The sequence below is a fragment of the Streptomyces sp. NPDC007971 genome (assembly GCF_042958635.1).
Taxonomy (GTDB): Bacteria; Actinomycetota; Actinomycetes; order Streptomycetales; family Streptomycetaceae; genus Streptomyces.
Genome location: NZ_JBIBJK010000024.1, coordinates 110,154 through 125,038, shown reverse-complemented (window position 1 = coordinate 125,038; position 14,885 = coordinate 110,154). Strand labels below are relative to the sequence as shown.

General features: G+C 72.0%; 14 protein-coding genes and 1 pseudogene. 9 read left to right on the top strand and 6 right to left on the bottom strand.

What is annotated here, in order from left to right; genetic code table 11:
* The first annotated feature begins 34 nt into the window (after positions 1–34).
* Positions 35–622, top strand: coding sequence for a 1-acyl-sn-glycerol-3-phosphate acyltransferase (locus tag ACFZCP_RS37975; protein WP_391438371.1), 588 nt, complete (start codon positions 35–37; stop codon positions 620–622).
* Between the two features lie 77 nt (positions 623–699).
* Positions 700–2,184, top strand: coding sequence for a ribosome biogenesis GTPase Der (gene der, locus ACFZCP_RS37970; RefSeq protein WP_391438257.1), 1,485 nt, complete (start codon positions 700–702; stop codon positions 2,182–2,184).
* Between the two features lie 80 nt (positions 2,185–2,264).
* On the opposite strand, the gene ACFZCP_RS37965 is transcribed toward der, so the two are convergent.
* A complete protein-coding gene (locus tag ACFZCP_RS37965) occupies positions 2,265–2,660 on the bottom strand; it encodes a hypothetical protein (RefSeq protein WP_391438256.1) in 396 nt (131 codons plus the stop codon).
* A gap of 199 nt (positions 2,661–2,859) precedes the next feature.
* A complete protein-coding gene (locus ACFZCP_RS37960) occupies positions 2,860–3,654 on the bottom strand; it encodes a hypothetical protein (protein WP_391438255.1) in 795 nt (264 codons plus the stop codon).
* A gap of 540 nt (positions 3,655–4,194) precedes the next feature.
* Here ACFZCP_RS37960 and ACFZCP_RS37955 point away from each other — a divergent pair.
* Positions 4,195–4,500, top strand: a pseudogene (locus ACFZCP_RS37955) (transglycosylase family protein); the annotation flags it as partial.
* On the opposite strand, the gene ACFZCP_RS37950 reads toward ACFZCP_RS37955, so the two are convergent.
* Positions 4,464–4,730, bottom strand: a complete 267-nt coding sequence (locus ACFZCP_RS37950) for a pentapeptide repeat-containing protein (RefSeq protein WP_391438369.1) — start codon at positions 4,728–4,730, stop codon at positions 4,464–4,466. The pseudogene ACFZCP_RS37955 and the gene ACFZCP_RS37950 overlap by 37 nt on opposite strands.
* Here ACFZCP_RS37950 and ACFZCP_RS37945 point away from each other — a divergent pair.
* From ACFZCP_RS37945 to ACFZCP_RS37935, 3 genes are all read left to right on the top strand, one after another.
* Positions 4,633–4,896, top strand: a complete 264-nt coding sequence (locus ACFZCP_RS37945) for a LysM peptidoglycan-binding domain-containing protein (protein ID WP_391438366.1) — start codon at positions 4,633–4,635, stop codon at positions 4,894–4,896. The genes ACFZCP_RS37950 and ACFZCP_RS37945 overlap by 98 nt on opposite strands.
* 150 nt (positions 4,897–5,046) lie before the next feature.
* Positions 5,047–6,045 carry a WYL domain-containing protein gene (locus ACFZCP_RS37940; RefSeq protein ID WP_391438254.1) on the top strand — a complete coding sequence of 333 codons (999 nt, stop codon included), beginning with the start codon at positions 5,047–5,049 and terminating at the stop codon, positions 6,043–6,045.
* A gap of 388 nt (positions 6,046–6,433) precedes the next feature.
* Positions 6,434–6,649 (top strand): I78 family peptidase inhibitor, encoded by a 216-nt coding sequence (locus ACFZCP_RS37935; protein ID WP_391438253.1) that lies wholly within the window; start codon positions 6,434–6,436, stop codon positions 6,647–6,649.
* Positions 6,650–6,799: 150 nt separating this feature from the next.
* On the opposite strand, the gene ACFZCP_RS37930 is transcribed toward ACFZCP_RS37935, so the two are convergent.
* Positions 6,800–7,849: a phosphatase PAP2 family protein gene (locus tag ACFZCP_RS37930; RefSeq protein WP_391438252.1), complete on the bottom strand. Its 1,050-nt coding sequence runs from the start codon at positions 7,847–7,849 to the stop codon at positions 6,800–6,802.
* 241 nt (positions 7,850–8,090) lie between these two features.
* A complete protein-coding gene (locus ACFZCP_RS37925; protein WP_391438251.1) occupies positions 8,091–9,407 on the bottom strand; it encodes a hypothetical protein in 1,317 nt (438 codons plus the stop codon).
* A gap of 261 nt (positions 9,408–9,668) precedes the next feature.
* On the opposite strand from ACFZCP_RS37925, the gene ACFZCP_RS37920 reads away from it, so the two are divergent.
* Both ACFZCP_RS37920 and ACFZCP_RS37915 read left to right on the top strand, forming a co-directional pair.
* Entirely contained in the window at positions 9,669–11,288 is a 1,620-nt protein-coding gene (locus tag ACFZCP_RS37920) for an MFS transporter (RefSeq protein WP_391438250.1), read from the top strand.
* 210 nt (positions 11,289–11,498) lie between these two features.
* A complete protein-coding gene (locus tag ACFZCP_RS37915; protein ID WP_391438249.1) occupies positions 11,499–12,689 on the top strand; it encodes an acyl-CoA dehydrogenase family protein in 1,191 nt (396 codons plus the stop codon).
* A 38-nt stretch (positions 12,690–12,727) separates the two neighbouring features.
* Here ACFZCP_RS37915 and ACFZCP_RS37910 read toward each other — a convergent pair whose 3' ends face one another.
* On the bottom strand, positions 12,728–13,165 hold the full coding sequence (locus ACFZCP_RS37910) for a cell division protein SepF (RefSeq protein WP_391438248.1): 438 nt from the start codon (positions 13,163–13,165) through the stop codon (positions 12,728–12,730).
* A gap of 311 nt (positions 13,166–13,476) precedes the next feature.
* Here ACFZCP_RS37910 and ACFZCP_RS37905 point away from each other — a divergent pair, with 311 nt between their 5' ends.
* A complete protein-coding gene (locus tag ACFZCP_RS37905) occupies positions 13,477–14,619 on the top strand; it encodes a DUF5685 family protein (RefSeq protein ID WP_391438247.1) in 1,143 nt (380 codons plus the stop codon).
* Positions 14,620–14,885 lie beyond the last annotated feature (266 nt).

Sequence of the window (14,885 nt, the reverse complement as noted above, 5' to 3'; positions counted from 1 at the left end):
CGCCGAGGTCGGGCGGCGCATCGGCGTCGGCCTGATGCACGGGCTGTGGAGGCCGCGTGTGCTCGGCGCCTGGAGGCTGCCCGCGACCGGCCCGGCGATCCTCGCCGTGAACCACTCCCACAACATCGACGGCCCGATGGTCATGGGCGTGTCCCCCAGGCCGACGCACTTCCTGATCAAGAAGGAGGCGTTCGTCGGCCCGCTGGGCTCGTTCCTGACCGGCATCGGCCAGCTGAAGGTGGACCGCACGTCCGCCGACCGCGCGGCGATCACCGAGGCGCTCGGCGTGCTGGACAACGGGGGAGTGCTCGGGATCTTCCCGGAGGGCACCCGGGGCGAGGGCGACTTCGCCTCCCTGCGGGCCGGGCTCGCCTACTTCGCGGTCCGCAGCGGCGCGCCGATCGTGCCCGTGGCCGTGCTGGGAAGCGCCGAGAGGCCGGGACGGTTGATAAAGACGCTGCCCCCGCTGCGCTCGCGGGTGGATGTCGTCTTCGGCGACCCGTTCGACGCGGGCGACGGCAGCGGGCGGCGCACGCGCAGGGCGCTGGACGAGGCGACCGAGCGCATCCAGAAGCAGCTCGCCAGCCACCTGGAAAACGCCAGGCGCCTGACCGGGCGCTAGGCGACACTTGAGTAGTGGATCAGCCCGTCGCGGGCCGCTCCACCGATCACCACGATGAACGACGAGGTACGGACTTCATGAACGACCACATCCAGCCCGACGGCTCGGCCGAGCACGAGTACGAGCACGGGGCGCTCGGCGACGCCGAGTACGCGGAGTTCATGGAGCTCGCCGCCGAAGAGGGCTTCGACATCGAGGACGTCGAGGGTGCCATCGAGGCGGCGGGCCACGGCCCGCTGCCCGTGCTCGCCGTCGTCGGCCGCCCCAATGTCGGCAAGTCGACCCTGGTGAACCGCATCATCGGCCGTCGTGAGGCGGTCGTGGAGGACAAGCCGGGCGTCACCCGCGACCGCGTCACCTACGAGGCCGAGTGGGCGGGCCGGCGCTTCAAGGTCGTCGACACCGGCGGCTGGGAGCAGGACGTCCTCGGAATCGACGCCTCCGTCGCCGCCCAGGCCGAGTACGCGATCGAGGCGGCCGACGCGGTCGTCTTCGTCGTGGACGCCAAGGTCGGCGCGACCGACACCGACGAGGCGGTCGTACGGCTGCTGCGCAAGGCCGGCAAGCCGGTCGTGCTGTGCGCCAACAAGGTCGACGGCCAGAGCGGCGAGGCGGACGCCGCCTACCTGTGGTCCCTGGGGCTCGGCGAGCCCCACCCGGTCTCGGCCCTGCACGGCCGTGGCACCGGCGACATGCTCGACGCCGTCCTGGAGGTGCTGCCGAGCGCGCCGCAGCAGACCTTCGGCGGCGCCGGGGTCGGCGGCCCCCGCCGTATCGCCCTGATCGGTCGCCCGAACGTCGGCAAGTCCTCGCTGCTGAACAAGGTGGCCGGCGAGGAGCGCGTCGTCGTCAACGAGATGGCGGGCACCACCCGCGACCCGGTCGACGAGCTGATCGAACTGGGCGGCGTGACGTGGAAGTTCGTCGACACCGCCGGTATCCGCAAGCGTGTCCACCTCCAGCAGGGCGCCGACTACTACGCCTCCCTGCGCACCGCGGCGGCCGTGGAGAAGGCCGAGGTCGCCGTCGTCCTGATCGACTCCTCCGAGAACATCTCCGTCCAGGACCAGCGGATCATCAGCATGGCCGTCGAGGCCGGCCGCGCGATGGTCATCGCCTACAACAAGTGGGACAACCTCGACGAGGAGCGCCGCTACTACCTGGAGCGGGAGATCGAGACCGAGCTGGGCCAGGTCGCCTGGGCGCCCCGGGTCAACGTCTCGGCCCGCACCGGACGGCACATGGAGAAGCTGGTGCCGGCCATCGAGACGGCGCTGGCCGGCTGGGAGACGCGCGTCCCCACGGGCCGCCTGAACGCCTTCCTCGGCGAGCTGGTCTCCGCGCACCCGCACCCGGTCCGGGGCGGCAAGCAGCCGCGCATCCTCTTCGGCACCCAGGCGGGCACCAAGCCCCCGCGGTTCGTCCTCTTCGCCTCCGGCTTCATCGAGGCGGGCTACCGGCGCTTCATCGAGCGCCGCCTGCGCGAGGAGTTCGGCTTCGAGGGCACCCCGATCCACATCTCGGTGCGGGTGCGCGAGAAGCGCGGCGCGAAGAAGAAGTAGCCGACTCGCCGCACCGGCGGCGACTCACCGCTGCACGGCGAAGGGCGGCCCCGGAGTGCGGGGCCGCCCTTCGCCGTACGTCACACACCCCGGCGGGGCCCGGGCGGCAGCGCCGCCGGGACGTAGTGCATCCCGGTGTCCTGGTGCCGCCCGAGGGTGCCGATCCGCTGCCACTGCGACTGCTGCCGGGCGCTGTAGGCCCCGGCGCTGTAGGCGCTGTACGAACTGCTGAACGACCCGGGCCGGTGGCCGCCGTACGAGCCCGTGCCGTCCGAGAGGCTCCCGAAGGCGACGAAGCCCATGTCCTCCTCGCCGCTGCGGTCACCCGGCAGCGTACGGAAGCTCCTGACCCACTCCGCGTACAGAGAGTCGTAGATCGGCGTGGCCGATGGCCCACCAGCCCCTTCCTGTCCCGACCGCGCGGACGGTACGGAGGAGAAGGCGGACCGACGGGCGGGAGTGTCGTATGCGTGCACGTATGTCCAAACGACCGGAACTTTAAAGAGATGCGGTCGGACAAATGGGGCGCGGGAGTGCGTCGTAGGGACGGCTACGCCGTGTGGGCGCGAAAAACACGACCATCGCCGACCGCGCTCCGGGCGCGCCGCTCCATCTGCCGGGCGTCCTCGCCCACAAGGTCGCACCCGCGCGCGCGGTTCCAGTCCCCCGGATGCCTCAGGTGCCCGCGAGGGGAAGGGCGGCGGCGACCAGCTTCCCGCCTGCCGCGGCCTTGTCCAGCGCCTCCCGCAGCAGGTCCTCCCGGGGCTGGCGCCCGATGGACCCCACCGGAGCCGCGAACATCAGCACCTGCTGGTGCTTGTTGACCGCCGACCGCCAGCTGTCGGTCACCTGGAGCGGCTGGTGCGCCTGCCACCAGGCCACCGGCTGTCCGCCGCCCGCCCCGGGCTGGAGCACCGCGTGCAACTGGCCCACGGCCACCAGGACCGACCAGCCGTGCAGCACCGGCGGAACGGAGGCCAGCTCGGTCACCGGCATGAAGCCCTGCTCGATGAGCAGCGGAAGGAAGTCGTCGCCCGCCCCGGTGGAGCCCGGGCGCACGATCGGAGCGGTGGGCTCGACGACCAGCGCGGGGTGCAGCTCGCCCTCGATCAGGACGAGTCCGCTGGTCACGCCGAGCACGGCCTGCTCGGGCACCGCCCGGTGCGGTGCACCGCCGGCGGCCATGTCGGTGCCGGTGCCGCCGATGGACCGGACGGCGCCCTGCAACTGCTCCTCGGTGACCTGGACGACCTGCGAGGGCAGGCAGCCGGCGTGGGCGAAGGCGAGCACGGCGGTCTCGTCGCCGACGAACAGGACGGTGCTGGTGCGCTCCTGCTCGGAGTCGCCCGGGGTGCGGCAGGAGGTGCAGTCGTAACTGCCCGGGGCGTTCTCTCCGGCGAGCAGCCGGTCGGCTTCTTCGTCGCCGATCTCGGCGCGTACGGCGTCACTGACGTCGAGCATGCGCGGCACGGTGGCTCCCTCGGGATGCGGTGCTGGGTCGGCCGGGTGGCTCCCGGCCCCTGAGCCCCGGGGTTCCGGGCTCATGAAGAAGACAACGGACGTCCTGTGGTGGGAGTCACGCCCCGGGAGGAACGGAATCGAACCATCCACCGCACAGGGTCACCTCGGGTACGGAATCGGACACTCACCGTCAACTCGTCGCGCTGTCAAGGAACTTGAAAGGGTGAAGTGGCTCACAGATCACTCTGGCAGGTGGTCGATAAATCAGGAAATCGAGGTATGAAAGGGCTGGCCGAAAATCGTCGATACCGGAGGTAACGGCGAACTGGCCTGGCACAACGGCCAGTTGGTTGATTCCGGCCGCCCGATCTCCCTACATTCCTCCGCCGTGTGCATCGAGCACCGCTCGGGTACGTCCGTCGGCCGGCATCAGGCAGAGCACCATCGCCGCACCGGTCGCCGCGGACGGGACGGGCGCGAGGAGCCGCGGTCATCCGCGGCTCGACGCGCCTCGTTTGGGGGAGCCCGGGTTCGTGGAGAGGGAATTACATGTCCGAGTGTGCCGATACGAGCCGCACCACCGATCGTCACGACGGCGCCCGCAGGGGCCGTACGACGGCCGCCCTCGCCGGGGCGGCGCTGCTGGCCCCGCTGGGGCTGCTGGCCGTGAGCGGCAACGCCGCCGCGGCGGACAACGGCGTGTGGGACCGCATCGCCCAGTGCGAGAGCGGCGGCAACTGGCACATCAACACCGGCAACGGCTACTACGGCGGGCTCCAGTTCTCCGCCGGCACCTGGCGCGCGTACGGCGGCACCGCCTACGCCCCGACGGCCGCCCAGGCCTCCAGGAGCGCCCAGATAGCCGTCGCCGCAAAGGTCCAGCGCGCCCAGGGCTGGGGCGCCTGGCCGGTCTGCTCGGCCCGCGCCGGAGCCTTCGGCGCCGCACCGGGGGCCGCACCGTCCGGCACGAGCGCGGACAAGGGCAGTGTGACGACGAAGTCCGCTCCCGTGAAGTCCGCACCCGCGAAGTCCGCTCCGGCGAAGTCCGTTCCCGCGAGGACACCGGAACGCTCGGCCGGCCACACCGACCGCAGTGCCGCCCGCGGTGCCTACACCGTGCGCGAGGGCGACACCCTGAGCGCCATCGCCGCCCGGCACGGGACCACTTGGCAGCGGGTCTACGCCGCCAACAAGAAGGCCATCGGGGACGACCCGAACCTGATCGTGCCCGGCCAGCGCCTCGCGCTCTGAGCAGGGCCCGGGTGCCGGCCGCCTGACGCGCCGGTCACCCGACGCGCACAGCCGCTGTCCATGACACGCACAGTCGGTGTCCATGACGCGCACAGCCGCTGTCCAAGACGAGGACAGCGGCTGTCCGCATCGGCTGGCAGACTCGGCCCCATGTTGGAGACCTCGGCACGTCTGCTGCGCCTGCTCTCGCTGCTCCAGGCCCACCGCGAGTGGTCCGGCGCCGAGCTCGCCGAGCGGCTCGGCGTCACCCCGCGCACGGTCCGCCGGGACGTGGACCGGCTGCGCGAGCTGGGATACCCGGTCAACGCCAGCCCCGGCACCGGGGGCGGCTACCAGCTGGGCGCGGGCGCCGAACTGCCCCCGCTGCTGCTGGACGACGACGAGGCCGTCGCGGTCGCCGTCGGCCTGCGCACCGCCGCCGGACAGGGCATCGAGGGCATCGGCGAGACGTCCGTACGCGCCCTCGCGAAGCTGGAGCAGGTGCTGCCCGACCGGCTGCGCCGCCGGGTGGGCGCCCTCAACGCCTTCACCGTGCCGATGCTGCGCGGCGGTCCGCCGTCGTCCCCCGTCGACCCGGCGGTGCTCACCGAACTCGCCCATCTGTGCCGGGACGCCGAGCGGCTGCGCTTCGCGTATCTGAGCCATGACGGCACGAGCAGCCGCCGTACCGTCGAGCCGCACCGGCTGGTGTGCACCGAGCGGCGCTGGTACCTGGTCGCCTGGGACGTGGACCGGGAGGACTGGCGGACCTTCCGCGTCGACCGCCTCACCCCGAAGCCGCCGCACGGCCCGCGGTTCACCCCGCGCGAACCGCCCGCCGAGGACCTCGCCGCCTACGTCTCGAAGGGGGTCTCCACGCGCGCGTACGCCATGCACTCCGCCGTGCGGCTGCTGGTGCCGCTGCACGAGGCCGCAGAGCGGATCTCACCGTCCGCGGGGACGCTGGAGGCCGACGGCGAGGACGCGTGCATCCTGCACAGCGGTGCGCCGAACCTGGAGGTGATGGTCATTCACATCATGATGATGGGTGTCCCCTTCGAGGTGCTGGAGCCCGCCGAGCTGAGCGAGGTCATCAAGGCGGTGCGCGACCGGCTCGATGCCGCTCTGGCCAGGGCTGCGGGGCCCGCGGCCGACGGACCCGCGCGCTGACGTCATGAGCCGGCCGGGTGAGTGCTGCGGCCGGGGGCCCACGGCGGCCGTGTGCCGAATCCGTGAATTTCCTATGCGGCGTCAGCGCGTGCGGCAGTCCTCCGGATTCCTTGGAGAATCGCTCTCATGGCCCGGTCCCATCGCCACTTCGGCGCTTTCGGCCAGGCAATTCGGAGAAGTGCTCAGACACGCGGGAATGCTGTTCGATTACCTCGGTGAGCGGTACGGAAACCCCCGTACGTGTGATGGAGTTCGCCGGAAACGGGTGTCGGGAACCTGTGACAGAAGTGTGACCGGGGAGGGCTCGGAGAGGGCTCGCGGAGGGGCCGGCGGCGGCTGCCGCCGGTGACGGCTTCCGTCACCGGGCGAAGCGGCCTAGCGTGGCCGCATGGCACCGATTCCCACTCCGCCAGCGGAGCCCCAGGACAGCCCGGACGGGTACGTCGGCCTCGATGCGCCGAGCGCCGAGCGGCTCGCCCGGGAGCGGGGGTGGTCGACCGTGCGGTCGCTGCCGCCGGGCGCGATCATCACCATGGAGTACCGCGTGGGGCGGCTCAACTTCGAGGTGCGCGAGGGCCGGGTGGCCCGCGCCTGGAAGGGCTGAGCCCCTCCGCAGCCGGAACGGCCGACCCGCTCCGCCCGTACACCCCGGCCCGACGACGAAGGCCCCGCTCTCCCGGAGGAGGGAGGCGGGGCCTTCGTCGTGGCGGCGGGGGTGGGTGTGCGTACCGGACCCCGCAGCCCTGGCGGAACGTCAGCCGCCCGTGAGGGGACGGGCCTGCTGGGAGGCGGTGCGGGGCAGCCGGTCGGCGTGCGGCAGCCGGTCGGCGTGCGGCGGGCGGCGGCTGCCCGCCGGGGTGACCGGGGTGCGCTCGGAGCGGGCCGTGTGCGGGCCCGGGGCCAGATGGATCGGGGGCCGGGAGGAGCGCACCGTCGACACCGGCTCGCGTGCCGCGGCGGATCGCTCGGCGGGCACGGGGCGCGGCTTGAGCAGCACCGGTGCAGGCGTGACCGGGGCGGCGGGTACGGGCACCGTACGGCCGCGACGGGCGCGCCAGCGGTCGCGCAGGTCGAAGAGCGCGGTCTCGGTCCTGGCGATCAGCGGCTCGAACCAGGGCAGGGCGAGCAGGATCAGCAGCCCCGCGGCCCAGCCCAGCAGCACGTCGCTCAGCCAGTGCGTACCGAGGTAGACGGTGGTGAGGCCGACGCCGAGCGAGGTGACCGCGGAGAGCGCCGACAGCCAGCGGCGCGCTCTCGGAGTGGAGGCCAGGTACGCCAGGATTCCCCAGGTCACCACTGCGTTGGCGGTGTGGCCGCTGGGAAATATATCGCCGCCCAGGGCCATCTCGTTCGAGCCGATCACGGTCGCGTAGTGCGGACCGAGCCGCCCCATGCCGAGCTTGGCGGCGCCGACCGTGATGTTCAGCAGGAGCAGGGAGGTGGCCAGGGTCAGCAGGGGGCGGAGCGTGTGCTGGCGCCAGGAGCGCCAGCCCAGCCAGGCCGCGACCATCACGGCGGTGGGGCCGCGCTGGCCGAGCACCACGTAGTAGTCGAGGAAGGCATGGATCTGCGGCCACTGCTGGTACGGCCGGAAGAACATGACCTGCCAGTCGAGCCGGACCAGCCAGGAGGTGATCACCACGGCCCAGACGATCGCCAGGTAAAAGGCGAGGGTCGCGGTGAAGAGCACGACCCGGTGCCGGCTCATGCGCGGCACATCGATGTGAGCCGGTCGTTCCGGCTCACGGTCCAGCCTGGCGAACACCCGGTCCAGACTCCGGGTGAGGTTTCGTTCGGTACGCACCCAATCGACGTTACAGCGAGTGAGCTCTGTTCCCGGTCGATACAGCGGGTTTGTGATGACGATGTGATGTGGGAAACCTCTCAGGCGCGGTCTGAATTCCTGGGATTCCGCAATCCTGTGAGCCTGCTTCCTGCAATTCCTTTGATCATGTTGTGAGGGCAGTTTAATGGCACTTATGAATTCGTTCACCGAATCCTGGGGTGGAATTCAGGGAGTGCTCACGGGTGGCGGCCGGAGTTGATCATGGGGGACCGGAGCCGTTCAGCCAGAAGGCTCCGTACACCGCCGTCGCCACCGCCACCCCCGCTGTGACCAGCACCGCCCGGGACGTCCGCAGCCGGGCGAGGGCCCGCGCGAGGGGGAAGAGCACCGGGAAGGCGGGCATCAGCAGCCGTGGCTTGGACCCGAAGTAGCTCGACGCGCACAGGGCGAGCGCGAGCACGACCCCCGTGTACACCAGCAGCGCGACGGGCTGGCGCTGGCGTACGCCGGTCACGTAGAGCCAGATCAGCAGGGCGACGCCGACGGTCAGGCCCGCTCCGGCCAGGGCCGACGGAAACGACGAGAACTTGTCGGCCACGAAGCGGGCGAAGGCGTATCCGCCGTCGAACCCGTTGCGCCAGCCGGCCTGGACGTCGAGATACCCGAGCAGACCCCCGCCGGTGCGGTGGCCGACCCAGAGCACATAGCCGGCGGTGCCCAGGGGGGCGAGAAGCATGCCGAGGGCGCGCCGCCAGGCCGGTGCGCCGGCGGCGAGGACGGGGGCGTGCGTCTCTTCACGTGCGCCTCCCGTGGAAGAAGAGGCGCGTGGTGCCTCCTGCGCGCCACCCGTGGCAGTCACACGCTCGGCGTGCGCGCCCCGCGTGCTTCTGTCCCGCACGAACGAGGTCACGCCCGCGACCCACACCGCCGCCACCACCGCGAGTCCCACGGGCCGGGTCAGCCCGGCCAGCGCCGCCAGGACGCCCGCACTCACCCACCGGCCGGTCAGCACCGCGTACAGCGACCACGCGGCCAGCGCCGTGAACAAGGACTCGCTGTACGCCATCGACTGCACGATCCCGACCGGCAGCACCGCCCACAGCAGCACCGCGCACACGCCCACCCGTCGCCCACCACCACCCCTCATGGGCCGCGCTCCGCGCCCTTCCGCCCCGCGCCCGTGGACGAGGTCGGCGACCGCGAAGATCCCCCAGGCCGCCGCGAGCGAGGCGATCAGGCTGACGACGAAGCCGGCGTCCGCGTACGACAGCGGAGAGATCGCGTGCAGCAGCCGCTCCAGCCAGGGCAGCAGCGGGAAGAAGGCCAGGTCGGAGTGGACGTCGCCGTTCGGCAGCCGCACCTCGTAGCCGTAGCCCGGTCCGGCGACCCGGGAGTACCACAGGGAGTCCCACCGGGCGGTCAGCAGCGTGTACGCGCTCTTGCCGCGCGCGGCGCTCCACGCGGCCAGCACGGCCAGGCCCAGGACGCGGACGGCCGCGTACCCGAGCAGGGCCGGCGCCGCCCGGCGCAGCAGCTGGGCGCGGGGCGGGTCCGCGCGCACATCAAGATCGGTCACGGGCTCGATTATCGACCGACCCGGGAACCGGACCGGTCGCCGGGGCGTGGTCAAGGGCAGGTGAAGTGGCGTACGCCACACGGGTTCGGTCCTGCGTGTGAGAGGTCCGCCACGCGTCCGCGCGGCGAACTCGCGTACGCTGACGAGTCACTCACGTGGCTTGCGCGGGCCGGGGACACCGCTCCTCTCCGGCCGTACGACGAGGGAGTCCCCACCCCCGTCCGTCCGCTGCACGCGAGGGATCATCTGGGAGGTACGTACATGTCCGGGACGACCACGGCTGCCGTTCGGCCGCGCAGCCGGGCGGCCGGGGCCCGTGCCGACCGCTGGGTCGTCCTCGTCGTCCTCTGCGTGAGCCTGCTGCTCGTCGCCGTCGACGCGACCGTCCTGCACGTGGCGGTCCCCGCCGTCACCGAGGACCTCAGGCCCGGCGCCATGCAGCTGCTCTGGATCGTCGACGTCTACCCGCTGGTCTGCGCCTCGCTGCTGATCCTCTTCGGCACACTGGGCGACCGGGTCGGCCGCCGCCGCATCCTGCTGCTCGGCTACGCCCTCTTCGGCGTCGCCTCCGCCGTGGCCGCCTTCGCACAGTCCGCCGAGACGCTGATCCTCGCCCGCGCGCTGCTCGGCGTCGGCGGCGCGATGATCATGCCCGCGACCCTGTCGATCCTCCGTCAGGTCTTCCCCGACCGGCGCGAGCGCGCCCTGGCCATCGGTGTCTGGAGCGCGGTCGCCGCCGTCGGCGCGGCGGTCGGGCCGCTGCTCGGCGGCTTCCTTCTGGAGCACTTCTGGTGGGGCGCGGTCTTCCTGGTCAACATCCCGCTGATGCTGGTCAGCCTGCCGGTCGGGCGGATGCTGCTGCCCGAGTCGCGCGGCGACAGCAACGGCCCGTGGGACGTGGTCGGCGCGCTGATGGCGGCGCTTGGCCTGTTCGGCGTCGTGCTGGGGGTGAAGCGGCTCGGCGGCAGCGAGCCGGTGGCCGCTCCCTCCACCCTGGTGCCCCTGCTGGCGGGCGCGGCACTGCTCCTGCTGTTCGTACGGCGCCAGGGGCGGCGCCCGCATCCGCTGGTGGACCTGCGGATGTTCCGGCGGCCGGCGTTCAGCACGTCGGTGGGCTGCATCGTGCTGGCGATGCTCGCGCTGGTGGGCCTGGAGCTGATCGCGGCGCAGTACCTGCAGCTGGTGCTCGGTCTGTCGCCGCTGGCGACGGGTCTGAGACTGCTGCCCCTGACCATCGCGGCGATGGCGGCCGGCCTCGCCGGCGCGCGGATGCTGCGCCGTTTCGGACCGCGCCGCATGGTGTGCTTCGGCTTCTGCCTCACCGCCGCGGCGGTCGTGACGCTGACCGCGATGGGCGGCACCGACAACGCCCGCCTGCTGCTGTGCGGCTTCGTCCTGCTCGGCTTCGGCCTGGAGACCACGCTCTTCGGGGCGTACGAGTCGATGCTGAGCGAGGCGCCGGCCGAGCAGGCCGGCGGGGCGGCGGCGATCGGCGAGACGTCGTACCAGCTGGGCGCCGGCATCGGGATCGCGCTGCTCGGCAGCGTGATGAACGCGGCCTACACGCCCGGTCTCGCCACGGTGCCCGGCGTGCCCTCGCGCGCGTCGGACGCGGCGGGCCATTCACTGGGCGAGGCCTACGAGGTCGCCGGGCGGCTCGGCGGACCCGCGGGGGATGCCCTGCGCCGGGCGGCGCGGGACTCCTTCGTGCACGGGCTCCACGTCACGCTGCTGGTGAGCGCGGGACTGCTGCTGCTCGGCGCCCTGATCGCGCTGCGGCTGCCCCGGGTGATGCAGTGCGGTGAGGAGAATGTGCAGCGCAGCGCCGAGGTGGAGCTGCCGTCCCCGCGCGAGGCCGCGAAGCCGACAGTGTCGGCCTGACCTCCGCTCCGGCGTGCGTGATCTCCGCTCCGGACGTGCGTGACCTCCATGCCGGACATACGTGACCTCCGCTCCGGGCGTACGCGACACGGCCCGGGACGTACAGGACACTGCTCTGGACGTGGGAGGCACCGCGCCGTAACGTCGGCTGCAGAGTCGTAACTAGCGCTGCTAGTTTTCACTGTGCCTCAGTGCGCCGGAGGGTGTTCCATGTCCGCGTCCGCGAAGTTGCCCCCGTTCGATCCCGCCGACCCGCTCGGGATCGACGACCTGCTGGACCCGGAGGACCTCGCCGTCCGGGACACCGTCCGCAGCTGGGCGGCCGACCGCGTCCTGCCGTACGTCGCCGACTGGTACGAGAAGGGCGAGCTGCCCGGCATCAGGGAGCTGGCGCGCGAACTCGGCCGTATCGGCGCGCTCGGCATGTCCCTCACCGGGTACGGCTGTGCCGGCGCCACGGCCGTGCAGTACGGCCTCGCCTGTCTGGAGCTGGAGGCCGCCGACTCGGGCATCCGGTCCCTGGTCTCCGTGCAGGGCTCGCTCGCCATGTACGCGATCCACCGGTTCGGCAGCGAGGAGCAGAAGCAGGAGTGGCTGCCCCGGATGGCCGCCGGCGAGGTGATCGGCTGCTTCGGGCTCACCGAGCCCGACCACGGCTCCGACCCCGCCTCCATGCGCACCCACGCCAAGCGCGACGGCGACGACTGGGTGCTCAACGGCCGCAAGATGTGGATCACCAACGGATCCGTGGCCGAGGTGGCCGTGGTCTGGGCGCAGACCGAGGACGGGATCCGCGGGTTCGTCGTACCCACCGACCGGCCCGGCTTCTCGGCGCCCGAGATCAAGCACAAGTGGTCCCTTCGCGCCTCCGTGACCAGCGAACTCGTCCTGGACGACGTACGCCTGCCCGCCACCGCCGTGCTTCCCGAGGGCGCCGGTCTGCGCGGTCCGCTCAGCTGTCTCTCGCACGCCCGCTACGGCATCGTCTGGGGCGCGATGGGAGCCGCGCGCAGCAGCTTCGAGGCGGCCCTGGAGTACGCGAGGACGCGGGAACAGTTCGGACGGCCCATCGGCGGCTTCCAGCTCACCCAGGCCAAACTCGCCGACATGGCGGTCGAACTGCACAAGGGGATCCTGCTCGCCCACCATCTGGGGCGGCGGATGGACGCCGGCCGCCTGCGTCCGGAGCAGGTCAGCTTCGGCAAGCTCAACAACGTCCGCGAGGCCATCGAGATCTGCCGGACGGCGCGGACGATCCTCGGTGCCAACGGGATCTCCCTCGAATACCCCGTCATGCGGCACGCGACCAACCTGGAGTCGGTCCTCACCTACGAGGGCACCGTCGAGATGCACCAGCTCGTGCTGGGCAAGGCGCTCACCGGGCTCGACGCCTTCCGCTGATCCCCACGAGCGGGGCAGGGCCGGTGAGCGGCCCTGCCTCAGCTCTGGTTGTAGAAGCCGCCTTCGCGGTGGGCCGCCGGCTCACCGCTGACGATCTCCGTGTTCGACGGCGTCAGCAGGAAGACGCGGTTCGCGACCCGCTCGATCGTCCCCCGCAGGCCGAAGGTCAGTCCGGCGGCGAAGTCCACCACGCGCTTGGCGTCGGAGGGCTCCATCGCCGTGAGGTTCATGATGACCGGGACACCGTCCCGGAACAGCTCGCCGATGACGCGGGCGTCCCGGAAGCTGTCCGGGGTGACCGTGCCGATCCGCTGGCCCTTCTCCTCGGCCGTGTCCGTGGCCACCTTCACCCGGGGGTCCGTGACCCAGGCGTCCCCGGACTCGGGGCCCTCGGAGTAGTCGTCGTCGTAGTAGCGCTCGTCATCGTTGTCGTCGACGAGGCCGAGCCACGCACTCGCCTTGCGTACCGATCCCATGGACGCCTCCTCTCACAGCAGTCCTTCTTGCTTCCGCATCCCTATGGTCATCCATGATGCGGACGGCGCGCCAAGCGGATAGACGCCGCGCGGGGGGTTTGTGACGGTACTGGTGCACAGGCGATCCGTCGAGAGTCCTTGTGCCCCAAGGGTCGTGACTCATACGGCTGCTGACTGTGAGTGAAATATGATTGTCGTCGGCGGATGGGTGATGCACGGGGCGTCCGGGTGAACGCGCCGGGTGATACGAGCTGACAGTCGGTCGATACGATGCCGCAGCTCAACGTCGCAGCACACCACGGGGGATCGTCGTGTTCGGAATCGTCAGGCCATGCAGTCACCGGCTCGGAGAGAGCCTGAAGGCCGAGTGGATGGCGCACTTGTGCGGGTTGTGTCTCGCGCTGCGCCGGGACCACGGTCAGTTCGCACGCATCGTGACGAACTACGACGGGCTGCTCATATCGGTTCTGACGGAGGCTCAGGTCGGTGCGGTGGGCGAGTCCCGGCGTACGGCCGGGCCGTGCGCGCTGCGCGGGATGCGCACCGCGTCCGTCGCGCAGGGCGAAGGAGCGCGGCTCTCCGCCGCCGTCTCGCTGGTGCTCGCCTCGGCCAAGGTGCGCGACCATGTCGCCGACCGGGACGGGCTGCTGGCCCGCAGGCCGGTGGCGGCCGCGGCGCGCCGCGTCGCCGCGAGCTGGGGGCGGGCCGGGGCGCACAGCGGATCGGCGGTCGGCTTCGACACCGGTGTCCTGGTGGACGCCGTCGACCGGCAGGTCGGCATCGAGACCCTGGCCGGGCCCGGCACGCCGATCCTGACGGTCACCGAGCCGACCGAGACGGCCACCGCGGCCGCCTTCGCGCACACCGCGGTGCTGGCCGGGCGGGCCGGCAACGCGGAGCCGCTGGCCGAGGTCGGCCGTCTCTTCGGCCGGCTCGCACACCTCCTGGACGCCGTCGAGGACAGGGAGGCCGACGCACGCACGGGTGCCTGGAACCCGCTCACCGCCACCGGTACCTCCCTCACGGAGGCGCGCAGACTCGCCGACGACGCCCTGCACGGCATCCGGCTCGCCCTGTGGGAAGCCGAGTTCAGGGACGGCAGGCTCGTCCATCTGCTGCTCGCGCACGAGCTGCGGCGTTCGGTGGACCGGGCGTTCGGCTCGGGTCCGGCCTGCGCGGTGCATCAGCCCGGGCCGGGAGCGCCGTACCTTCCCGGCGGGCACCTTCCCCCGAAGCCGAAGGAGCCGCGCGGGTTTCTTCCCGGGTGCGGGATGTTCCTGTTGCTGTGCTGCACCTGCCAGATGTGCTGCGCGTCCGACTACGAAGGGCCCTGGTCCCGGAAGAAGAGGGAAGGGTGCTGCGGGAACTGCGACTGCGACTGCCCGTGCGACGGGTGCGACGGGTGCGATGGCTGCGACGGGTGTGACTGCTGCTGTCCTTGTGACGGGTGCTAGCCGGTCCCGGGGATCCGGTGCTCGCCGGTCTCCCCGGGCGGCTCCCTGCCCGGCCGGTCGCGGGTGTGGCGCGGCCGGCCGGGCCCTTCGCCGCGTCCCTGCCCGGGTGTCGTCGGTCCGTCGGTTCCGGCAGGAGCGGGAAACGGCGGACGGAACGGTGGACGGATCAGCGGAGCGGAACGGCGTAGGCATCGGGGAGCGGCCTCCTGCGCGCACACGGGTGCGGAGCGCGAGCAGGGGAACACGAGGCAAAACGTGCGAGGGCG

Coding starts and splice junctions, on each gene's coding strand:
- ACFZCP_RS37975 (WP_391438371.1), top strand. CDS start 35: ATGCACGGGCTGTGGAGGCCGCGTGTGCTCGGCGCCTGGAGGCTGCCC.
- der (WP_391438257.1), top strand. CDS start 700: ATGAACGACCACATCCAGCCCGACGGCTCGGCCGAGCACGAGTACGAG.
- ACFZCP_RS37940 (WP_391438254.1), top strand. CDS start 5,047: ATGTTGGAGACCTCGGCACGTCTGCTGCGCCTGCTCTCGCTGCTCCAG.
- ACFZCP_RS37935 (WP_391438253.1), top strand. CDS start 6,434: ATGGCACCGATTCCCACTCCGCCAGCGGAGCCCCAGGACAGCCCGGAC.
- ACFZCP_RS37920 (WP_391438250.1), top strand. CDS start 9,669: ATGTCCGGGACGACCACGGCTGCCGTTCGGCCGCGCAGCCGGGCGGCC.
- ACFZCP_RS37915 (WP_391438249.1), top strand. CDS start 11,499: ATGTCCGCGTCCGCGAAGTTGCCCCCGTTCGATCCCGCCGACCCGCTC.
- ACFZCP_RS37910 (WP_391438248.1), bottom strand. CDS start 13,165: ATGGGATCGGTACGCAAGGCGAGTGCGTGGCTCGGCCTCGTCGACGAC.